The organism is Pseudomonas sp. KH_040 (assembly GCF_057839305.1).
This window is the reverse complement of sequence record NZ_CM174487.1, coordinates 4,822,274-4,842,727: the sequence shown is the minus strand read 5'-3', so window position 1 is coordinate 4,842,727 and position 20,454 is coordinate 4,822,274. Positions and strand designations below refer to the sequence as shown.

18 protein-coding genes are annotated in these 20,454 nt (G+C 59.5%); 11 read left to right on the top strand and 7 right to left on the bottom strand.

The annotated features are described in order from the left end of the window. The first annotated feature begins 156 nt into the window (after window positions 1-156). Together pap and AC3IUF_RS21490 are read left to right on the top strand one after the other, a co-directional pair. Entirely contained in the window at window positions 157-1,671 is a 1,515-nt protein-coding gene (gene pap / locus AC3IUF_RS21495) for a polyphosphate:AMP phosphotransferase (RefSeq protein ID WP_007908377.1), read from the top strand. A gap of 102 nt (window positions 1,672-1,773) precedes the next feature. Then, the gene (locus AC3IUF_RS21490) at window positions 1,774-2,958 is read left to right on the top strand and encodes a thiolase family protein (protein WP_007908378.1); all 1,185 of its coding nucleotides are present in this window, start codon (window positions 1,774-1,776) and stop codon (window positions 2,956-2,958) included. Window positions 2,959-3,093: 135 nt separating this feature from the next. On the opposite strand, the gene AC3IUF_RS21485 is transcribed toward AC3IUF_RS21490, so the two are convergent. Continuing rightward, on the bottom strand, window positions 3,094-3,288 hold the full coding sequence (locus AC3IUF_RS21485; protein WP_007908380.1) for a DUF6316 family protein: 195 nt from the start codon (window positions 3,286-3,288) through the stop codon (window positions 3,094-3,096). A 210-nt stretch (window positions 3,289-3,498) separates the two neighbouring features. Between AC3IUF_RS21485 and AC3IUF_RS21480 the strand changes: the two genes are divergently transcribed. Then, a complete protein-coding gene (locus AC3IUF_RS21480) occupies window positions 3,499-4,458 on the top strand; it encodes a DMT family transporter (RefSeq protein WP_007908382.1) in 960 nt (319 codons plus the stop codon). A gap of 106 nt (window positions 4,459-4,564) precedes the next feature. Here the strand turns inward: AC3IUF_RS21480 and AC3IUF_RS21475 are convergent, their stop codons facing one another. Further along, the gene (locus AC3IUF_RS21475; RefSeq protein ID WP_007908383.1) at window positions 4,565-5,959 is read right to left on the bottom strand and encodes a class II fumarate hydratase; all 1,395 of its coding nucleotides are present in this window, start codon (window positions 5,957-5,959) and stop codon (window positions 4,565-4,567) included. Window positions 5,960-6,152: 193 nt separating this feature from the next. Here AC3IUF_RS21475 and AC3IUF_RS21470 point away from each other — a divergent pair, with 193 nt between their 5' ends. From AC3IUF_RS21470 to AC3IUF_RS21440, 7 genes are all read left to right on the top strand, one after another. Then, on the top strand, window positions 6,153-6,668 hold the full coding sequence (locus AC3IUF_RS21470; protein WP_007908385.1) for a DUF2059 domain-containing protein: 516 nt from the start codon (window positions 6,153-6,155) through the stop codon (window positions 6,666-6,668). A gap of 12 nt (window positions 6,669-6,680) precedes the next feature. Then, window positions 6,681-6,980, top strand: a complete 300-nt coding sequence (locus tag AC3IUF_RS21465; RefSeq protein ID WP_007908388.1) for a BolA family protein — start codon at window positions 6,681-6,683, stop codon at window positions 6,978-6,980. 102 nt (window positions 6,981-7,082) lie between these two features. Continuing rightward, complete coding sequence (gene trhO / locus AC3IUF_RS21460; protein ID WP_007908390.1) at window positions 7,083-8,024, top strand: oxygen-dependent tRNA uridine(34) hydroxylase TrhO; 942 nt, start codon at window positions 7,083-7,085, stop codon at window positions 8,022-8,024. A 35-nt stretch (window positions 8,025-8,059) separates the two neighbouring features. Next, window positions 8,060-8,662, top strand: a complete 603-nt coding sequence (locus AC3IUF_RS21455; protein ID WP_489281688.1) for a DsbA family protein — start codon at window positions 8,060-8,062, stop codon at window positions 8,660-8,662. Beyond that, the gene (locus AC3IUF_RS21450; protein WP_007908392.1) at window positions 8,655-10,481 is read left to right on the top strand and encodes an ABC transporter ATP-binding protein; all 1,827 of its coding nucleotides are present in this window, start codon (window positions 8,655-8,657) and stop codon (window positions 10,479-10,481) included. The genes AC3IUF_RS21455 and AC3IUF_RS21450 overlap by 8 nt, the downstream gene beginning before the upstream one ends. A 201-nt stretch (window positions 10,482-10,682) precedes the next feature. After that, the gene (locus AC3IUF_RS21445) at window positions 10,683-13,142 is read left to right on the top strand and encodes an EAL domain-containing protein (RefSeq protein WP_095112911.1); all 2,460 of its coding nucleotides are present in this window, start codon (window positions 10,683-10,685) and stop codon (window positions 13,140-13,142) included. 79 nt (window positions 13,143-13,221) lie between these two features. Further along, a complete protein-coding gene (locus tag AC3IUF_RS21440) occupies window positions 13,222-13,983 on the top strand; it encodes an iron-containing redox enzyme family protein (RefSeq protein ID WP_489279254.1) in 762 nt (253 codons plus the stop codon). A gap of 134 nt (window positions 13,984-14,117) precedes the next feature. Here the strand turns inward: AC3IUF_RS21440 and AC3IUF_RS21435 are convergent, their stop codons facing one another. From AC3IUF_RS21435 to AC3IUF_RS21415, 5 genes are all read right to left on the bottom strand, one after another. Next, complete coding sequence (locus tag AC3IUF_RS21435; protein WP_007908395.1) at window positions 14,118-15,044, bottom strand: GGDEF domain-containing protein; 927 nt, start codon at window positions 15,042-15,044, stop codon at window positions 14,118-14,120. 361 nt (window positions 15,045-15,405) lie between these two features. Further along, a complete protein-coding gene (locus AC3IUF_RS21430) occupies window positions 15,406-16,146 on the bottom strand; it encodes a YciK family oxidoreductase (protein WP_007908397.1) in 741 nt (246 codons plus the stop codon). Between the two features lie 76 nt (window positions 16,147-16,222). Beyond that, entirely contained in the window at window positions 16,223-16,894 is a 672-nt protein-coding gene (gene mupP, locus AC3IUF_RS21425; RefSeq protein ID WP_007908398.1) for an N-acetylmuramic acid 6-phosphate phosphatase MupP, read from the bottom strand. A gap of 4 nt (window positions 16,895-16,898) precedes the next feature. Beyond that, window positions 16,899-17,597 (bottom strand): bifunctional 2-polyprenyl-6-hydroxyphenol methylase/3-demethylubiquinol 3-O-methyltransferase UbiG, encoded by a 699-nt coding sequence (gene ubiG / locus AC3IUF_RS21420; RefSeq protein WP_007908399.1) that lies wholly within the window; start codon window positions 17,595-17,597, stop codon window positions 16,899-16,901. Window positions 17,598-17,654: 57 nt separating this feature from the next. Further along, a complete protein-coding gene (locus AC3IUF_RS21415; protein ID WP_489279253.1) occupies window positions 17,655-18,989 on the bottom strand; it encodes a TRZ/ATZ family hydrolase in 1,335 nt (444 codons plus the stop codon). Window positions 18,990-19,097: 108 nt separating this feature from the next. On the opposite strand from AC3IUF_RS21415, the gene mtnA reads away from it, so the two are divergent. After that, a complete protein-coding gene (gene mtnA, locus AC3IUF_RS21410) occupies window positions 19,098-20,174 on the top strand; it encodes an S-methyl-5-thioribose-1-phosphate isomerase (protein WP_489279252.1) in 1,077 nt (358 codons plus the stop codon). The last annotated feature ends 280 nt before the right edge of the window (window positions 20,175-20,454 follow it).

Here is a 20,454-nt window from a genome sequence, read left to right as displayed (position 1 = left end):
ACAAGGCGGCCATTCTAGCCGATCGCGCAGGCGCTGCTTGATCCATGGCAAGGCTTGCGCCCGACGACTCGCGGACAATCCGCGACCTGCGGGAATTTCTGCGCCGTTGCTGTGCCCAATCCGCTAGTCTTGCTGAATCCTGGAAGGAGCCGTCCCATGTTTGAATCCGCTGAAATCGGTCACGCCATCGACAAAGACACCTATGAGGCGGCCGTCCCGGCATTGCGTGAAGCCTTGCTCGAAGCCCAGTTCGAACTGCAACAGCAGAAGCGTTTTCCGGTGATCATCTTGATCAACGGTATCGAAGGTGCGGGCAAGGGCGAGACGGTCAAGTTGCTCAACGAGTGGATGGACCCTCGCCTGATCGAAGTGCGTACTTTCGATCAACAGACCGATGAAGAGTTGTCCCGGCCACCGGCCTGGCGTTACTGGCGGATGCTCCCGGCCAAGGGCCGCATGGGGATTTTCTTCGGCAACTGGTACAGCCAGATGCTCCAGGGGCGGGTGCATGGCTTGTTCAAGGATCCGCGTCTGGATCAGGCGATCGCCGGTGCCGAGCGCCTGGAAAAGATGCTCTGCGATGAAGGCGCGCTGATCTTCAAATTCTGGTTTCACTTGTCCAAGAAACAGATGAAAGCGCGGCTCAAGGCGCTGGCCGATGACCCGTTGCACAGCTGGCGCATCAGCCCGCTGGACTGGCAGCAGTCGGAAACCTACGACAAGTTCGTCAAGTACGGCGAGCGCGTGCTGCGCCGTACCAGCCGTGATTACGCGCCGTGGCATGTGATCGAAGGCGTCGACGCCAACTACCGCAGCCTGGCGGTCGGTAAGATTCTCCTCGAGGGTTTGCAAAATGCGCTGAAGCGTCCGGACGTACATCCCCACGATGTCAGCGCCGCGCCGTTGGGTACGCCGGTCGATCAGTTGAACCTGCTCGACAGCCTCGACCTGACCCAGCGCCTGGAGAAGAAAGACTACGAAGAACAACTGATCACCGAGCAGGCGCGATTGTCCGGGCTGATGCGCGACAAACGCATGCGCCGCCACGCGCTGATCGCGGTATTCGAAGGCAACGACGCGGCAGGCAAGGGCGGGGCGATCCGTCGGGTCGCGGCGGCGCTCGATCCGCGCCAGTACAACATCGTGCCGATTGCCGCACCGACCGAAGAGGAGCGGGCGCAGCCGTACTTGTGGCGTTTCTGGCGGCACATCCCGGCGCGCGGCAAGTTCACCGTGTTCGACCGCTCCTGGTACGGCCGGGTCTTGGTGGAGCGGGTCGAAGGCTTCTGCACGCCGGCCGACTGGCTGCGCGCCTATGGCGAGATCAACGACTTCGAAGAGCAACTGGCCGACGCCGGAGTGATCGTGGTCAAGTTCTGGCTGGCCATCGACAAGGACACGCAGATGGAGCGCTTTCAGGAGCGTGAAGAGATCCCATTCAAGCGTTTCAAGATCACCGAAGACGACTGGCGTAATCGCGACAAATGGGACGCCTATCGGGCCGCCGTGGGCGATATGGTCGACCGTACCAGTTCCGAGATCTCGCCGTGGACCCTGGTCGAAGCCAATGACAAACGCTGGGCGCGGGTCAAAGTGTTGCGCACGATCAACCGCGCGCTGGAAGACGCCTTCGAGAAATCCGACAAGCGCGCGAAGAAACACAAGGATTGAGCCGATAGACGCGCATACGCGGGGTGAATGATTGTCGCGGTCGTTGATGCAGTGGACTTATGCTCGGTCCACTCTCAACTGACCACAACAATGAGGTATGCCATGCGTGAAGTGGTGATCGTCGACAGCGTGCGGACTGGACTGGCCAAATCCTTTCGCGGCAAGTTCAACCAGACCCGTCCCGATGACATGGCGGCTCATTGCGTCAACGCCCTGCTTGAGCGCAACGATATCGACCCGGCGAGCGTCGAGGATTGCATCGTTGGTGCCGGCTCCAACGAAGGTGCGCAGGGTTACAACATCGGCCGTAATGTCGCGGTGCTGTCGCGGTTGGGTACCGGCACCGCCGGCATGACCCTCAACCGTTTCTGTTCATCGGGCTTGCAGGCTATCGCCATTGCCGCCAACCAGATTGCCTCGGGTTGCAGCGACATCATCGTTGCCGGCGGCGTCGAGTCGATCAGCCTGACCATGAAAAGCGTCAACACTGATCACTTGATCAACCCGCTGCTCAAGCAACAGTCGCCGGGCATCTATTACACGATGGGCCAGACCGCCGAAGTGGTCGCGCGACGTTATGGCGTCAGTCGTGAAGCGCAGGATCGATATTCGCTGCAAAGTCAGGTTCGCACTGCGGCAGCTCAGGCCGCAGGGCTGTTCAACGATGAAATCGTGCCGATGGCGGTCAAGTATCGTGTCGAGGACAAGAACACCGGTGAGGTGCAGATTCTCGATGGCGTGGTCGACCGCGACGACTGCAACCGTCCGGACACCACCTATGAAAGCCTCGCTGGACTGAAACCGGTATTCGCCGAGGACGGTTCGGTGACGGCGGGCAACTCGTCGCAACTGTCTGACGGTGCGTCGATGACGCTGGTGATGAGCCTTGAGAAAGCGTTGCAGCTGGGCCTCAAGCCGAAAGCGTTTTTCCGTGGCTTCACCGTGGCCGGCTGCGAGCCGGACGAGATGGGCATTGGCCCGGTGTTCTCGGTGCCGAAACTGCTCAAGGCCAAGGGCCTGCAAGTGGCGGAAATCGATCTGTGGGAGCTGAACGAGGCGTTCGCTTCGCAGTGCCTGTACAGCCGTGATCGGCTGGAGATCGATAACGACAAGTACAACGTCAATGGCGGCTCGATTTCCATTGGTCACCCGTTTGGCATGACCGGATCGCGGCAGGTCGGGCATCTGGTGCGTGAGTTGCAGCGGCGGAATTTGCGTTACGGCATCGTGACCATGTGCGTGGGCGGCGGGATGGGTGCGACGGGGTTGTTTGAGGCGGTGCGTTAAGCCAGAACATTTTTGTTGTCTGTTCCATTGCTATCGCTGGCAAGCCAGCTCCTACAGGTTTCGGAGCGTTCGCAAAATCTGTGTACGCCACCAATTCTGTGGGAGCTGGCTTGCCAGCGATTGGATCACCACCACTTAGCGGTTGGAATCCTGCAGCTGCATCCGCGCGATATAGGCTTTTATCTCCAGCTCAGCCTTCTTGGCACTCTCAAACGGCCCCTCAAGGGTATTTTCCCGAGTGCTGAAAAAAAGTTCGCCATTGACCCGGCACAACCGCTCGCTGCGAAAGCGCATGGCGGGGGCGCTGTCCTGCGCGCGCATTCCTAACATGATCGGTCTCCTCGGCTGATGTGCTGAAAGGGATCCAATGAGCTTATGCCTGAAGCACTTGGCGCGCCCGCTCAGCCGATCAACGGCGGCGCGTCAATTTACTGCTGCGACCTGCACAGTTTCATTCGCGCCCTGACCGCAACTGTCCCTGTGTCGCGCCCGGTGGCACGCCTAGAATGAGCGCACTTGTCAGCAGGCTTTGGGGTTTCCATGCACATATCATCCGGTCGCTGGGTCTACGGCTTGTTCCTGGCACTGCTGACTGCGTTTTTGTGGGGTATCCTGCCGATCAAACTCAAACAGGTATTACTGGTGATGGACCCGGTGACGGTGACCTGGTTTCGCCTGCTGGTGTCCGGCGGCTGTCTGTTCATCTATCTGGCGGCGGTAAAACGCCTGCCCAGCCGCAAAGTGCTCGGGCCCAAGGGTGGCTGGCTGGTGTTGATGGCGGTGCTCGGGCTGGTTGGCAACTATGTGCTGTACCTGATGGGCCTCAATCTGCTCAGCCCCGGTACCGCGCAACTGGTGGTGCAGATGGGCCCGATCATGTTGCTGATCGCCAGCCTGTTTGTGTTCAAGGAACGCTTCAGTATTGGCCAGGGGATTGGTCTGGCGGTGTTGTTGATCGGTTTTGTGCTGTTCTTCAATCAGCGGCTGGCCGAACTGCTGACCTCACTGTCGGATTACACCGCTGGGGTTTTGCTGGTGCTGTTGGCGTCGACGGTGTGGACCTTCTACGCGCTGGGCCAGAAGCAATTGCTGACGGTGTGGAATTCGTTGCAGGTGATGATGGTGATCTACCTGTTCTGCGCGCTGTTGCTGACACCGTGGGTGCACCCGCTTGAGGCGCTGAACCTGAATCCCTTGCAGGGTTGGCTGCTGCTGGCGTGCTGCATGAACACGCTGATTGCCTATGGCGCGTTCGCTGAAGCGTTGGCGCATTGGGAGGCGTCGCGGGTCAGTGCGACGTTGGCGATTACGCCATTGGTAACGTTTGGTGCGGTGGCGATTGCGGCCGGGATCTGGCCCGAGTACGTACATGCCGAGCAGATCAATGCGCTCGGCTATGGCGGGGCGGTGCTGGTGGTGTTGGGTTCGGCGCTGGTGGCGTTGGGGCCGTCGTTGATCGCCGGTTTGAAGGCGCGGCGGATGAAGATGGCCGCCAGTTAAACCGCGCCGCTGCCATTCGCGAGCAGGCTCACTCCTACAGGGGGAATGCGTTCCAAATGTAGGAGTGAGCCTGCTCGCGATGACTTACTAAGAAACGCTACAAATCTCAGCCCTTGGCGCCAGCCTCGATCATATTCTCCGGCCGCACCCACGCATCAAACTCTTCATCGGTGAGATACCCCAGCGCCAACGCCGCCTCACGCAAGGTCAGCCCTTCGCTGTAGGCCTTCTTGGCGATCTCCGCCGATTTGTCATAACCGATATGCGGATTCAGTGCGGTCACCAGCATCAGCCCACGCTCCAGATGTCGTGCCATGACTTCGGCATCCGGCTCCAGCCCGGCAATGCAGTGCTGCTGGAAGTTGCTGCAACCGTCGGCCAGCAAGCGAATCGATTGCAGCAGGTTGTGGATGATCACCGGTTTGAACACGTTCAACTGCAAGTGACCCTGACTGGCGGCAATGCCGATGGTCACGTCATTGCCCAGCACCTGACAGGCGAGCATCGACAGCGCTTCGCATTGGGTCGGGTTGACCTTGCCGGGCATGATTGAACTGCCCGGCTCGTTCGCCGGCAGCCGCACTTCGGCAAACCCTGCGCGTGGCCCGGAGCCAAGCAGACGCAGGTCATTGGCGATTTTCATCAGCGCCACGGCGAGGGTTTTCAGCGCGCCGGAGAGGCTGGTGAGCGGTTCGTGGCCGGCGAGGGCGGCAAACTTGTTCGGTGCAGTGACGAAGGGCAGGCCTGAGAGCGCCGCCAGTTCGGCGGCAATCGCCTCACCAAAACCGTGTGGCGAATTCAGCCCGGTACCGACCGCGGTGCCACCCTGGGCCAGTTCACACACCGCCGGCAGTGCCGCGCGGATTGCGCGTTCGGCGTAATCCAGCTGCGCGATGAACCCGGACAACTCCTGACCGAAGGTGATCGGCGTCGCATCCATCATGTGCGTACGCCCGGTCTTCACCAGTTTCATGTGCCGCGCGGCCAGTTCGGCGAGGCCGCCGGACAACTCGGCAATCGCCGGCAGCAGTTGTTCCTGCACCGCTTGCGCGGTGGCGATGCTCATGGCGGTAGGGAAGCAGTCGTTGGAGCTTTGCGAGCGGTTGACGTGATCGTTGGGGTGCACCGGCGTCTTGCCGCCGCGCGGGTTGCCGGCCAGTTCGTTGGCGCGACCGGCGATCACTTCGTTGACGTTCATGTTGCTCTGCGTGCCGCTACCGGTCTGCCAGACCACCAGTGGAAACTGGTCGTCGTGCTGGCCGTCGAGCACTTCGTCAGCGGCCTGTTCGATCAGGCGGGCGATGTCAGCGGGCAGGTCACCGTTGCGGTCGTTGACCCGGGCCGCGGCTTTCTTGATCAGGGCCAGGGCGTGCAATACCGGCAGCGGCATGCGTTCCTGACCAATGGCGAAGTTGATCAGCGAGCGTTGCGTCTGAGCACCCCAGTAGGCGTCGTCCGGGACTTCGATCTGGCCCAGGCTGTCGGTTTCGATACGGCTCATCGTGCACACTCCTGTTGGTCTGTTTGCGCAGTTTAGGCCCGGTCGGGCCCAGGTGGTTCCCTCGATCCGATTGTTGACCGGTAAAACCCCGCCAATCAAGCGCGGCAAGGCTCGGGGGTTGAGCGACGAGGTTTTTTAGGCGCAGAATGGTCGCCCTTGGGGTTTTACCTCGCCTAGCTGAAAAGGAAACTCGATGACTCGTCTTCGTGCCATCTGCACCGCGGTTGCACTGGTTTGCGCCAGCGGCCAGGTGCTTGCCGATACCGCCAGCCACAACGCCAGTGCTGAAGCTTTCCTGACCCTGGCGCACGCTGACAAGCTGGGCACTCCGGTGTACATGCAAGTGCAGCAAATGTTCGCTCAGCGTTTCGAACAGACCAAAGCCCCGGAAGCCAAGAAAGCCGTACTGGAAACCTACCAGGCCAAGGCCAACGCCGCGCTCGACCAGGCCATCGGCTGGAACAAGCTCAAGCCTGACATGGTCAAGCTCTACACCAGCAACTTCAGCGAATCCGAGCTGAAAGACCTGGTCGCGTTCTACCAGTCGCCACTGGGCAAGAAAGTCCTGGAAAAAATGCCGCAGCTGACTCAGCAATCGGCCCAGATGACCCAGGCCAAACTGGAAAGCGCCGTACCGGTCGTCAACAAGCTGCTCGACGACATGACCAAAGAGCTGACCCCGGCAGCGCCTGCGGCCAAGAAGAAGTAAGCGGAGTTCGTGATGACCATGCAACAACGCATCGAATCGACGCTGGCCCTGCTTCAGCCTGAGCATCTGCAAGTGCTGGATGAAAGCCACATGCACAGTCGCGGGTTACAGACGCACTTCAAGGCCGTGGTGGTCAGCGCGCAGTTCGACGGCCTGAACCGGGTCAAGCGCCACCAGAAAGTCTACGGCACGCTTGGCGAGCTGATGGGCGAGTTCCATGCGTTGGCGCTGCACACCTACACCCCGCAGGAATGGGCAGAGATCGGCGCCGCTCCGGCATCGCCGACCTGTGCTGGCGGCAGCAAGCATTAAGCTTCGGTTTTTTGCTAGAATCCGCAACGCGCCGCTCACCCGGCGCGTTTTTTTTTGAATCCGGTTCACCCTTTGCGAGGGTAGCCACCTGGAGAAATACCCATGACACAACCGATTGTCGTGGCGGCACTGTATAAGTTCGTCACCCTCGAAGATTACGTCAACCTGCGCGAGCCCCTGCTGCAAGCGATGGTCGACAACCAGATCAAAGGCACGCTGCTGATCGCCGAAGAAGGTATCAACGGCACGGTCTCCGGCAGCCGCGAAGGCATCGACGGCCTGCTCGCCTGGCTGAAGAACGACCCACGCATGATCGACATTGATCACAAAGAGTCGTACTGCGACGAGCAGCCGTTCTATCGCACCAAGGTCAAACTGAAGAAAGAGATCGTCACCCTCGGTGTCGAAGGCGTCGACCCGAACAAGAAGGTCGGCACCTACGTTGATCCGCAAGACTGGAACGCGTTGATCAGCGACCCGGAAGTGCTGTTGATCGATACACGTAACGATTACGAAGTGTCGATCGGCACCTTTGAAGGCGCCATCGATCCGAAAACCACCAGTTTTCGCGAATTTCCCGACTACATCAAAGAACACTTCAACCCGGCCGTGCACAAGAAAGTTGCGATGTTCTGCACCGGTGGCATTCGCTGCGAGAAAGCCTCGAGCTACATGCTCGGCGAAGGCTACGAAGAGGTTTACCACCTCAAGGGTGGCATCCTGAAGTACCTTGAAGAGGTGCCGCAGGAAGAAACCAAGTGGCAGGGCGACTGCTTTGTGTTCGACAACCGCGTGACCGTGCGTCACGACCTCAGCGAAGGCGACTACGATCAATGTCATGCCTGCCGCACGCCGGTCAGTGTTGAAGATCGTGCGTCCGAGCACTATGTGGCCGGTATCAGCTGCCCACATTGCTGGGACAAACTCAGCGAGAAAACTCGCCGCAGCGCGATCGATCGGCAGAAGCAGATCGAACTGGCCAAGGCGCGCAACCAGCCGCACCCGATCGGCTACAACTACAAGCAAGCATCCACCGAGGCTTAACCATGTCTGCGCGCCTGCTCTATGTGATGGATCCGATGTGTTCGTGGTGCTGGGGGTTTGCTCCGGTGGCCAAGGCATTGGTCGAGCAGGCGCAAGCAGCCGGTGTGGAGTTGCATCTGGTGGTTGGCGGTTTGCGCACCGGCAGTGGCTCGGCGCTGGAGCCGACCACGCGTCGCTACATTATCGAGCATTGGCAAGCGGTCACTGAAGCCACCGGCCAGCCGTTCAAGTTTGACGGTGCGTTGCCCGACGGTTTTGTCTACGACACTGAGCCTGCCTGCCGGGCGATCGTTACTGCGCGCAGTCTGGCGCCGGATTGCGCGTGGAGATTGGTCGGACTGATCCAGCAGGCGTTTTATGCTGAAAGTCGCGACGTTACCCAGGCCAGCGTGCTGGTCGAGCTGGCAGAAAAGGCCGGTGTACCGCGTATCGAATTCGCTGCCTTGTTCGATCATGCCGACCAGCACAAAGCGACTCAGGCCGATTTCAGTTGGGTGCAGGATCTGGGCATCGCCGGTTTCCCGACCCTGCTCGCCGAGCGCAACGGTCAACTGGCGCTGCTGACCAACGGCTACCAACCGCTCAGCGAGCTGTCGCCATTGCTCGGCCGCTGGCTGGAACGCGCGGCCTGTGTCTGATCGGGCCGATGACACGCCAGCCGTAAAGCGTGTCGACCGGCTGAGCTGGGCAGAAGTCCGGCGACTGGCATTGAGGCACAAAAAATCCCTGTGGATCGCTAACGGTGTCGCCGTGCTGGCGACGCTGTGCAGCGTGCCGATTCCGTTGCTGCTGCCGCTGCTGGTGGACGAAGTGCTGCTCGGCCATGGCGACGCTGCGCTGAAAGTCATGAATCACGTGCTGCCCGGTATGTGGCAGCAAGCGGCGGGTTACATCGGCTTGATGCTGGTAGTGACGCTGACCCTGCGTTGCGGCTCGCTGTGCTTCGGCGTGTTGCAGTCGCGGCTGTTCGCACGGCTGGCCAAAGACATCGTTTATCGCATTCGCGTGCGCCTGATCGAACGCCTGAAGCGGATTTCCCTCGGCGAATACGAAAGCCTCGGCAGCGGCACCGTGACCACGCACCTGGTCACCGACCTGGACACCCTCGACAAATTTGTTGGCGAAACCCTCAGCCGCTTCCTGGTGGCGATGCTGACGCTGGTCGGCACCGCGAGCATCCTGATGTGGATGCACTGGAAACTGGCGCTGTTGATTCTGTTGTTCAATCCGTTGGTGATCTACGCCACGGTGCAGTTGGGCAAACGCGTCAAACACCTGAAGAAACTCGAGAACGACAGCACCTCGCGCTTCACCCAGGCGTTGAGTGAAACCCTCGATGCGATTCAGGAAATCCGTGCCGGCAACCGCCAGGGCTTCTTTCTCGGTCGGCTCGGCCTGCGCGCGCAGGAGGTGCGCAACTACGCGGTCAATTCGCAGTGGAAAACCGACGCTTCCAACCGCGCCAGTGGCTTGTTGTTTCAGTTCGGCATCGACATTTTCCGCGCGGCGGCGATGCTCACGGTGTTGTTCTCCGACCTGTCGATCGGCCAGATGCTCGCGGTGTTCAGTTACCTGTGGTTCATGATCGGCCCGGTCGAACAACTGCTCAATCTGCAATACGCCTATTACGCGGCGGGCGGGGCGCTGGCGCGGATCAACGAGTTGTTGGCGCGCGCCGATGAGCCGCAATATCCCGGTGGCGTCGATCCGTTCAAGGGCCGCGACACCGTCGGCATTCAGGTGCAAGGCCTGAGCTTCGGCTACGGCGATGAGCTGGTGCTGGATCAGTTGAATCTGTCGATTGCTCCCGGTGAGAAAGTCGCGATTGTCGGTGCCAGTGGCGGCGGTAAAAGTACCCTCGTGCAGTTGTTGCTCGGGCTTTATACACCGCTGGCCGGCACCATCCGGTTCGGCGGTTCGACCCAGCAGGACATCGGCCTGGAAACGGTTCGCGAAAATGTCGCGGTGGTGTTACAGCACCCGGCGCTGTTCAACGACACCGTGCGCGCCAACCTGACCATGGGCCGCACCCGCAGTGACGAAGCCTGCTGGCAGGCGCTGGAAATCGCTCAGCTGGACGCGACCATCCGCGCTTTGCCCAATGGCCTCGACAGTATTGTCGGTCGCTCCGGCGTGCGTCTGTCGGGCGGGCAGCGCCAACGGCTGGCCATCGCGCGGATGATCCTCGCCGAGCCGAAAGTAGTCATCCTCGACGAAGCCACGTCTGCCCTCGACGCCGCCACCGAGTACAACCTCCATCAGGCCATGGCGCGCTTCCTCAATGGCCGCACCACGCTGATCATTGCCCACCGACTGTCGGCGGTGAAACAGGCTGATCGCGTGCTGGTGTTCGATGGTGGTCAGGTCGCTGAAGACGGCGATCACCAGCAATTGATCGCCGATGGCGGTCTGTATGCCAAGCTCTATGGTCACCTGCAGCAGATCCAGCGCCCTTGAGTTTCGTTCCGGTTTCTGTGCTTAGTGCTTGAATTGCATTGAGTAAATTCAACCGGAACGCGCAAGCAGCACAGCCATTTGCACAATCGGCCTAGAGGACGGCAGAGCTGTCCCTTTGACTTGTCGAAAACTAGCCTAGGCTGAGCTGTCAGGAGCGGGATTTTCCGGTGTTCATCTGGCAGTGCTTGCGCAAGGGATCTCATGAAGCAAAAGCGGACTCTCGGAACGCCACGGTTGTTGGGCATCGTCTGGCCATTTATTGCCGTCGTGTTGTTTCAAGCGTTACTGGGTGGCGTGAGTCTTTACGTGCTCTCGGCCGTTCGCGGTTATGTCGCTGGCGAAAGTCTCTGGTCCAAGGGCCAGAAAGACGCGATCTATTACCTCAATCTATACGCCGACAGCCGTGACGAGGCGATCTTCCTCAAATACCGCAACGCGATTGCCGTGCCGCAAGGCGGGCATCAGTTGCGTCTGGCGCTGGATCATCAACCGCCGGATCTGGCCGCAGCACGCGAAGGTATTCTCAAGGGTGGCAACCACCCGGACGACGTGTCCAGCCTGATCTGGCTGTACCTCAACTTCCGTCATTTCAGTTATCTGGAAACTGCCATTGACCGCTGGACGGTCGGCGATGCCTATCTGGTCGAACTGGATGACGTGGCGCAGGAGATGCACCGCAGCATTTCAGATAGCACGGCCAGCAGCGCCGATATCCAGCGCTGGAAGGCGCGGATTTTCGCCATCAACGATGCCGTGACTCCGGCGGCGAAAGCTTTCAGCGATGCCTTGGGCGAAGGCTCGCGGATGATTCTGCGGCTGCTGCTGTTAACCAATCTGGCCACGGCACTGGGGCTGATCGTGCTGGCCCTGTGGCGCACGCACAAACTGCTCAAGCAGCGTCACGCCTTTGCCGAGGCGCTGCAACTTGAGAAGGATCGGGCGCACGTCACCTTGCATTCGATCGGTGATGGCGTCATCACCACCGATGTCAGTGGTGCCATCGATTACATGAACCCGGCCGCCGAAGCCATGACCCACTGGAAGGCCGAGCAGGCGGCGGGATTGCCGCTGGCAGCGTTGTTCAATTTGCTCGACGACAACGCCCAGGCCGAGGGGCTGACCCTGATCGAGCACATTCTCAGTGGCCAGCTCAGTGGCGGCAGCGAGCATTCGAAACTGATCCAGCGCCTGGATGGCACGACGTTGTCAGTGACGCTGGTCGGCGCACCGATCCGCAATGCCGGCAAGGTCAGCGGCACGGTGCTGGTGCTGCACGACATGACTCAGGAGCGGCAATACATCGCCAACCTGTCGTGGCAGGCGACCCATGATGCGCTGACCGGGTTGGCCAACCGTCGCGAGTTCGAATATCGGCTGGAGCAGGCACTGCATAAGCTCACGCGGCATTCCGGGCGGCATGCGCTGATGTTCCTCGACCTCGATCAATTCAAACTGGTCAACGATACCTGTGGTCACGCCGCCGGCGATGAGCTGTTAAGGCACATTTGTACGCTGTTGCAATCGGGGCTGCGCGAAGGCGACACGCTGGCGCGCCTGGGCGGTGATGAGTTCGGCATTCTGCTGGAGAACTGCGCGCCAGACGCGGCCGAGAAAATCGCCGAGGCGCTACGCCAGACTGTGCAGAACCTGCATTTTGTCTGGAAAGGGCGGCCGTTCCTGACCACGGTGAGCATTGGTCTGGTGCATATCGCGCAGACCCCGACGACCCTCGAAGCCTCACTGCGCGCGGCCGATATGGCCTGTTACATGGCCAAGGAAAAGGGCCGCAACCGGGTGCAGGTCTACCACGCCGACGATTCCGAGCTGTCGCTGCGCTTTGGCGAAATGGCTTGGGTGCAACGGCTGCACATGGCACTGGAAGAAAACCGCTTTTGTCTGTACGCCCAGGAAATCGCCCCGCTCAAGCCGGGTGACAACAAGGGTGGGCACATCGAGATTCTGCTGCGTCTGCATGATGAAGCCGGGCGGATGATTCTGCCGGACAGTTTCATTCCCGCTGCCGAGCGTTATGGTTTGATGAGTCAACTGGATCGCTGGGTAGTTCAGAACGTATTCAAGGTTATTGCTCAATGTATTGCACAAGAACATCAAGAGCCTTTAGCAATGTGTGCGATTAATCTGTCAGGCATTACTATAGGAGATGACGCGTTTTTGCACTTTCTGCGAGAGCAGTTTGTTAACTACGCAATACCGCCTGAAATGATTTGTTTTGAAATTACAGAAACCAGTGCAATTGCAAATCTGGGCAGCGCAATAAGATTTATTAATGAACTCAAAGGCTTAGGTTGCTATTTTTCATTAGATGACTTTTGTGCCGGAATGTCTTCATTCGCTTATCTGAAACATTTGCCTGTAGACTTCCTGAAGATCGACGGGAGTTTCGTAAAGGATATGCTGGACGACCCGATTAACCGCGCAATGGTCGAAGTGATCAATCACATCGGGCATGTCATGGGTAAGCAGACAATTGCCGAGTTTGTTGAAACAACTCAGATCGAGCAGGCATTGCTCGAAATTGGTGTGGATTACGCTCAGGGTTATGTTATAGAACGCCCACAGTTGTTTACCTGTGACAGTTTGCAAAGTCGGCCCGCCAGACCGCAACCGCTGTTATTCAAAGCGCCTGGCACGTTCCGTTGAAGTCTCTCGCCGATCCTTACAATCACAAATCAAAAGGAGCCGAACAGTGATCGACACATTCAACCGAACCGGACCACTCATGGAAGCTGCAAGTTATCCTGCCTGGGCGCAACAGCTCATTGAGGATTGCAGCGAGAGCAAGCGCCGGGTTGTCGAACATGAACTTTACCTGCGCATGCGTGATAACAAGCTCAGCGCCAGAACCATGCGTCAGTACCTGATCGGGGGCTGGCCGGTGGTTGAGCAGTTTGCGTTGTACATGGCGCAGAACCTCACCAAAACCAGATTTGCCCGGCATCCGGGTGAAGACATGGCGCGGCGCTGGTTGATGCGCAATATCCGCGTTGAACTCAATCACGCCGATTACTGGGTGCATTGGAGCCGGGCACATGGCGTCAGTCTGGAAGACCTTCAGGCTCAACAGGTGCCGCCTGAGTTGCATGCCTTGAGTCATTGGTGCTGGCACACCAGTTCTGCCGATTCGCTGATCGTGGCCATTGCCGCCACCAACTATGCCATCGAAGGCGCGACCGGGGAGTGGTCGGCGCTGGTCTGCTCCACCGGCATGTATGCCGCAGCGTTTCCCGAAGAGGATCGCAAGCGGGCGATGAAGTGGTTGAAGATGCATGCCCAGTACGACGATGCTCATCCCTGGGAGGCGCTGGAAATCATCTGCACGCTCGCGGGGATGAACCCGAGCAAGGCCTTGCAGGCCGAACTGCGTCAGGCGGTGTGCAAGAGCTATGACTACATGTATCTGTTTCTGGAGCGCTGCATGCAACTGGAGACGTCGGAACGCTTGTTGGTCAACCGAGAGCGCAGGGCGGTAGTCGAGAGCTGATTCAAGTCTCACGCAATACCAATGTGGGAGCGAGCCTGCTCGCGAAGGGGTCATGTCAGTCAGCATTGCTTTGACTGAATCACCGCTTTCGCGAGCAGGCTCGCTCCCACACTGTTTTGTGTTGGTTGAACAGCTCAGCCCGCCATGGCCAAGCGATTACGCCCTTCGCGCTTGGCCACGTACAGCGCACTGTCAGCGCGGCGCAGCAAGCTGTCGGCCGATTCGCCGGGCAGTAACGTCGAGCATCCCAGGCTCACGGTCAGCTCGATCAACTGGCCATCGGCGTAGTACTCAGCCGCCTGTGTCGCATAACGCAGCCGTTCGCCGACCATTGCCGCCGCTTCGCGGCTGGTGTTGGACAGCAGAATCAGAAACTCTTCCCCGCCGTAACGGAACACCATGTCGACGTTGCGCAATTGTGCCTTGATCGTCGCGGCGATGGCTTTAAGCACGTCATCGCCGGCACTGTGACCATGGCTGTCATTGACCCGTTTGAAGTGGTCGATATCGAGCATCAACAGCGACAACGGTTGCAGGTGGCGACGGGACATTTCGATTTCCCGTTGCAGGGTCTGCTCCATGGCGATGCGGTTGCCGGCGCCGGTCAGCGGATCGCGCAGAGCGCTCTGGGTCGCCTCACGGTAAAGCAGGGCGTTGCGCATCGGGTACAGCAAGGATGACAGCAGCGACTCCAGCTGGCCTTGTTCCTTGTCGTTGAAGCGCTGATTGCGGCGGAACACCAGTTCGCCCATGTGCTCGCCTTCGTGGCTCAGGCTGTAGCTGACCGAGTGATGGCCGCGGCTGCCGAACTCCAGGCGCAAATCGCTGCCTTGGTGCACGTAACTCAGCGCGTCCAATGGCACGAGGCGCTGAACTTCGCGGAAAAACAGACCGAGGATGCGTTGCGGTTCGAGGCTGGTTTGCAGTTGCAGGCTCATTTGCTGGCGCAATTGCGCCAGACTGGCCGGTCGCTCCAACAAGGGAGGCAATTGACCAAAGCCCAGGCGTTGCAATTTGGCACTGTCGAAGTCAATTGCATTGGTCTGGGAGGGTGATTTCATATGGCGTGAACCCTTAGCAGTAAGTCTGTCTTACAGGCTGGGTGAGAGCGGCTATGGGCTGCGCGTCATACTGATCCATCAGTCCCGTAGGACGTTTGGCGTAAGTTTAGTCTGCCGGATGACGATTAGTCAGCTATCGAAATCGGCCTCGCCCCATTGCCTTCACGTGGCTTGCTTTGAGGAAAATTAGAGCGAAAGTCGTGCCATTCGGTTCGGTTTTATTTAAACCGTTTGGAATCAATGGTTTGGATATTTTGGTGCGAGGTGTGCGCTGGAAATTTGACTGAAATGTGACGGTCGCCAGCGGCAAATGCATGCCGCGACAGGAATCTGCCGCGGCAACAAATGCGACGTATGGCAGTTATTGCGCGTTGAATGCCTGGCCGTTGATGCCGGTACTGTCCGGGCCCATCAGGTACAGGTACACCGGCATGATTTCTTCCGGCGTCGGATTGTTCAGCGGATTTTCTCCCGGATAAGCTTGCGCGCGCATACTGGTGCGCGTACCGCCCGGGTTGATGCTGTTGGAACGCACTGGTGCCACACCATCGACTTCATCGGCCAGGGTTTGCATCAGGCCTTCGGTGGCGAACTTCGAGACGCCATAGGCGCCCCAGTACGCCCGGCCCTTACGCCCGACACTGCTGGAGGTGAACACTACCGAGGCATCCTGCGACAGCTTGAGCAACGGCAGCAGGGTGCTGGTCAGCATGAACATGGCGTTGACGTTGACCTGCATGACGCGCATGAAGTTTTCACCGGACAACTGCTCGATCGGTGTGCGTGGGCCGATGATCGAAGCGTTATGCAGCAAGCCGTCGAGGTGGCCGAATTCGGCCTCGATCATCGCGGCCAGCTCATCGTATTGATGGGGCAGGGCGGTTTCGAGGTTGAACGGAATCACCGCCGGCTGAGGGTGGCCTGCCGCTTCGATTTCGTCATAGACCTGCGTCAGGTTCGCTTCGGTCTTGCCCAGCAGCAATACGGTGGCGCCGTGGGCGGCGTAGGTTTTCGCCGCAGCCGCGCCAATGCCCCGACCGGCACCGGTGACCAGAATGACCCGATCCTTGAGCAATTCGGGGCGAGCGGAATAATCAAACATAAAAACCTCATCATGGAGTCAGATCGTTCCCCACGCTCCGCGTGGGAATGCAGCCAATGACGCTCTGCGTCAGGTCTCAGCAGCTGCAAAGCGCGCTATCGAGTACCTTGCGCAATTCCGACGGATGATCCACCACCACATCCGCGCCCCAATGACGCGGATTATCGTCCGGGTGGATATAGCCAAACGTCACCGCAGCGGTTTTCGTCCCGGCATCGCGCCCCGATTCGATATCGCGCAGATCATCGCCTACAAACAGAACCGTCGACGGATCCAGATCAAGCATCTTGCACGCAAGGATCAACGGTTCCGGATCCGGCTTGCTGTTTTTCACGTGATCCGGGCAGATCAGCAGCGCCGAACGCTCGGCCAGTCCCAACTGTTGCATGATCGGCTCGGCAAAGCGCAATGGCTTGTTGGTGACCACGCCCCAGATCAGCTTGGCCTTTTCGATATCAGCTAACAGTTCGCCCATGCCGTCGAACAGTTTGCTGTGCACGGCGCAGCCAACCAGATAGCGCTCAAGGAACTCCAGGCGCAGTTCTTCGAAGCCCGGTGATTCCGGGTCCATCGAAAACGTCACCGCAACCATGGCTTTAGCGCCACCGGAGATCTCGTCGCGGATGTGCTTGTCGTTCATCGGCGGCAAACCACGATCCGCGCGCATTGCCTGGCAGATGGCGATGAAGTCCGGCGCCGTGTCGAGCAGGGTGCCGTCCATGTCGAAGAGAACTGCTCTGATGGCCATCGGCTTATTCCTCGCGCAGGGTCTGGATCATGTAGTTGACGTCAACGTCGTTGGCCAGCTTGTAGTGCTTGGTCAGCGGGTTGTAGGTCAGGCCGATGATGTCCTTGACGGTCAGGCCGGCCATGCGGCTCCAGGCGCCCAGCTCGGAAGGGCGGATGAATTTCTTGAAGTCGTGGGTGCCGCGCGGCAGCAGCTTCATGATGTATTCAGCGCCGATAATGGCGAACAGGTACGCCTTCGGGTTGCGGTTGATGGTCGAGAAGAACACCTGGCCACCCGGTTTGACCATGCGGAAGCAGGCACGAATGACCGACGATGGATCCGGTACGTGCTCGAGCATTTCCAGACAGGTCACCACGTCGAACTGCTCAGGCATTTCTTCGGCCAGGGCTTCGGCGGTGATCTGGCGGTATTCGACGCTGACGCCGGATTCCAGTTGATGCAGTTGCGCGACCGCCAGTGGCGCCTCGCCCATGTCGATACCCATCACGGTGGCACCGCGTTGCGCCATGGCTTCGCTGAGGATGCCGCCGCCGCAACCGACGTCGAGGACTTTCTTGCCGGCCAGATTGACCCGCTCATCAATCCAGTTGACCCGCAAAGGGTTGATGTCGTGCAGCGGTTTGAATTCGCTTTCGCGGTCCCACCAGCGATGGGCCAGGGCTTCGAATTTGGCGATTTCGGCGTGGTCGACGTTGCTCATGTTCAATTCCTCTAAAACTTTAAAAGGGCTGTAGCCCCGGCGTGGGCGCCGGGGTGTTTACGATTCGGTGTGGCCGCTGATGCGCTGGCCCCAGGTACGGGCGGTGGCGCCCAGTTGCGCTTCGTCCATGCGCGTCAGGCGTCGGTCGTCGAGCAGTTGTTTGCCGGCGACCCACAGGTGTTTCACGCAATCGCGGCCGGTGGCGTATATAAGCTGCGATACCGGGTCATACACCGGTTGCTGGGCCAGGCCGGACAGGTCGAAAGCGACGATGTCGGCGGCTTTGCCGATTTCCAGCGAGCCAACTTGCGTCTCGATCCCCAGTGCGCGCGCACCATTCAGGGTGGCCATGCGCAGTGCCCGATGAGCGTCCAGCGCCGTGGCCGAGCCGGCAACGGCTTTGGCCAGCAGGGCGGCAGTGCGGGTTTCGCCGAGCAGATCGAGATCATTATTACTGGCGGCGCCATCGGTACCGACCGCGACATTCACCCCAGCCTGCCACAAACGCTCGACCGGGCAGAAACCGCTGGCGAGTTTCAGGTTCGATTCCGGGCAATGAATGACGCTGGTGTTGCTTTCTACCAGCAACGCCAGGTCGTCATCGCTGATCTGGGTCATGTGCACGGCCTGGAAGCGCGGGCCGAGCAGGCCCAGACGACCGAGGCGAGCGAGCGGGCGTTCGCCATGCTGCTCCAGCGCTTGTTGGACTTCGAACGCGGTTTCATGCACGTGCATGTGGATCGATGCGTCCAGCTCCTCGGCAATCACGCGGATTTTCTCGAGATTCTCGTCGCCGACGGTGTACGGTGCATGAGGGCCGAAGGTGATCTTGATGCGTTCGTGATGCTTCAAGTCGCCAAACAATTCGACGCCCTGACGAATGGCTTCATCGGCACTGCTGGCGCCCGGGATCGGGAAATCAAGGATCGGAATGGCGATCTGCGCACGAATGCCGCTGTTGTGCACGCGCTCGCTGGCGACTTTTGGAAAGAAATACATGTCCGAGAAGCAGGTGATGCCGCCCTTGATCTGCTCGGCGATGGCCAGGTCGGTGCCATCACGAACGAAATCTTCATCGACCCACTTGGCCTCGGCCGGCCAGATATGGTTTTCCAGCCAGGTCATCAGCGGCAGATCATCGGCCAGGCCACGGAACAGCGTCATCGCCGCATGGCCGTGGGCGTTGATCAGACCGGGGGCGAGCAGCACGTCCGGCAGTTCGCGGACTTCAGTGGCGTTACACTTCAATGCTTCGGCGCGCGGGCCGATAAACACGATGCGACCGTCGCGGATGCCCAGGCCGTGCTCCTTGAGCACAACGCCTGCAGGTTCGACGGGTACCAGCCAGGTCGGCAGCAATAATAAGTCGAGCGCAATGGCAGGTTTCGGCATCGAGGGTCGGTTCCAGTGCTTTTGTAAAGGATGGCGAAGTATACCCGAGCGTCTTCGCGGGGGGATCGCTATAATCGGCGGCTTTTGTTCATGAGTGCGGGGTGTAGGATGCGCGATCGACTGTTGGCTGCGGAAAAAGTGAAGGCCATCGATTGGCGTGACGGCGCGCTGCACCTGCTGGATCAGCGTATTTTGCCGTTCGAAGAAACCTGGATTGCCTACACCAGCGCCGCCGGCGTGGCCGAGGCGATTCGCTCGATGGTGGTACGTGGCGCGCCGGCCATTGGCATCAGTGCCGCGTATGGCATCGTCCTCGCGGCCCGTGCGCGGATCGCCGAAGGTGGCGATTGGTACGTGGCGCTGGAAGAGGACTTTGCCTTGCTGGCCGATTCCCGTCCGACAGCGGTTAACCTGTTTTGGGCCTTGGGTCGCATGCACGATCGCCTTGATCGCTTGAAAGAGAACGCCGATCCGCTGGCCGCGCTGGAAGCCGAAGCCATCGCCATTCACGAAAGCGACCGCGAAGCCAACCTGACCATGGCCCAGTTGGGCGTTGATCTGATCCGCAAGCATCAGGGCAATGCCCAGGCGATTCTGACTCATTGCAATACTGGCGCGCTGGCCACCGGTGGTTTCGGTACGGCGTTAGGGGTGATTCGTGCAGCCTTCATTGAAGGCATGGTCGAGCGCGTCTATGTCGACGAGACCCGCCCATGGTTGCAAGGCTCGCGTTTGACTGCGTGGGAACTGGCCAACGAAGGCATCCCGGTTACGTTGAATGCCGACTCCGCCGCTGCACACATCATGAAAACCAAAGGCGTGACCTGGGTGATCGTCGGGGCTGACCGAATCACCGCCAATGGTGACGTGGCGAACAAGATCGGCACCTATCAACTGGCGGTCAACGCCATGCACCACGGTGTGCGCTTCATGGTCGTGGCACCGAGTTCCACCATCGACATGAATCTGGCCAGCGGTGACGACATTCCGATCGAGGAGCGTGACGGCGCCGAGTTGCTGGAAGTCGGCGGCAAGCGTGTCGGTGCGGACGTTGAAGCGTTCAATCCGGTGTTTGACGTGACGCCGGCGGATCTCATCGACGCGATCGTCACCGAAAAAGGCATCGTCGAACGCCCGGACACCGCGAAAATGGCCCAGTTGATGTGCCGCAAACGCCTGCATTAATGCGGTGATACTCAATGTAGGAGCTGCCGAAGGCTGCGATCTTTTGATCTTGCTTTTTAGAGGGCAGGATCAAAAGAACGCAGCCTTCGGCAGCTCCTACAGGTGTTTGTACCCCTAAATGTCAATAAACATCCGCAAATCAGCCCTCAAATCTGCATTCAAAGAAGCTCTGAGCTTCTCTCGTCCCCGTTAAGCCTGTCACCGGTCAACTAACTATGCTCCATGCGCATCTGGGGGATAGGTGCGTGGCGGCCTTTGTGATAACATCCGGCGTTTTCCG

What these genes read in the sequence shown, in the direction of transcription:
- AC3IUF_RS21445 (WP_095112911.1), top strand. Translation starts at nt 10,683, where the DNA reads ATGAAGCAAAAGCGGACTCTCGGAACGCCACGGTTGTTGGGCATCGTC.
- AC3IUF_RS21415 (WP_489279253.1), bottom strand. Translation starts at nt 18,989, where the DNA reads ATGCCGAAACCTGCCATTGCGCTCGACTTATTATTGCTGCCGACCTGG.
- pap (WP_007908377.1), top strand. Translation starts at nt 157, where the DNA reads ATGTTTGAATCCGCTGAAATCGGTCACGCCATCGACAAAGACACCTAT.
- mtnA (WP_489279252.1), top strand. Translation starts at nt 19,098, where the DNA reads ATGCGCGATCGACTGTTGGCTGCGGAAAAAGTGAAGGCCATCGATTGG.
- AC3IUF_RS21475 (WP_007908383.1), bottom strand. Translation starts at nt 5,959, where the DNA reads ATGAGCCGTATCGAAACCGACAGCCTGGGCCAGATCGAAGTCCCGGAC.
- AC3IUF_RS21480 (WP_007908382.1), top strand. Translation starts at nt 3,499, where the DNA reads ATGCACATATCATCCGGTCGCTGGGTCTACGGCTTGTTCCTGGCACTG.
- AC3IUF_RS21455 (WP_489281688.1), top strand. Translation starts at nt 8,060, where the DNA reads ATGTGTTCGTGGTGCTGGGGGTTTGCTCCGGTGGCCAAGGCATTGGTC.
- AC3IUF_RS21490 (WP_007908378.1), top strand. Translation starts at nt 1,774, where the DNA reads ATGCGTGAAGTGGTGATCGTCGACAGCGTGCGGACTGGACTGGCCAAA.
- AC3IUF_RS21470 (WP_007908385.1), top strand. Translation starts at nt 6,153, where the DNA reads ATGACTCGTCTTCGTGCCATCTGCACCGCGGTTGCACTGGTTTGCGCC.
- AC3IUF_RS21440 (WP_489279254.1), top strand. Translation starts at nt 13,222, where the DNA reads ATGGAAGCTGCAAGTTATCCTGCCTGGGCGCAACAGCTCATTGAGGAT.
- AC3IUF_RS21485 (WP_007908380.1), bottom strand. Translation starts at nt 3,288, where the DNA reads ATGTTAGGAATGCGCGCGCAGGACAGCGCCCCCGCCATGCGCTTTCGC.
- mupP (WP_007908398.1), bottom strand. Translation starts at nt 16,894, where the DNA reads ATGGCCATCAGAGCAGTTCTCTTCGACATGGACGGCACCCTGCTCGAC.
- AC3IUF_RS21465 (WP_007908388.1), top strand. Translation starts at nt 6,681, where the DNA reads ATGACCATGCAACAACGCATCGAATCGACGCTGGCCCTGCTTCAGCCT.
- ubiG (WP_007908399.1), bottom strand. Translation starts at nt 17,597, where the DNA reads ATGAGCAACGTCGACCACGCCGAAATCGCCAAATTCGAAGCCCTGGCC.
- trhO (WP_007908390.1), top strand. Translation starts at nt 7,083, where the DNA reads ATGACACAACCGATTGTCGTGGCGGCACTGTATAAGTTCGTCACCCTC.
- AC3IUF_RS21435 (WP_007908395.1), bottom strand. Translation starts at nt 15,044, where the DNA reads ATGAAATCACCCTCCCAGACCAATGCAATTGACTTCGACAGTGCCAAA.
- AC3IUF_RS21430 (WP_007908397.1), bottom strand. Translation starts at nt 16,146, where the DNA reads ATGTTTGATTATTCCGCTCGCCCCGAATTGCTCAAGGATCGGGTCATT.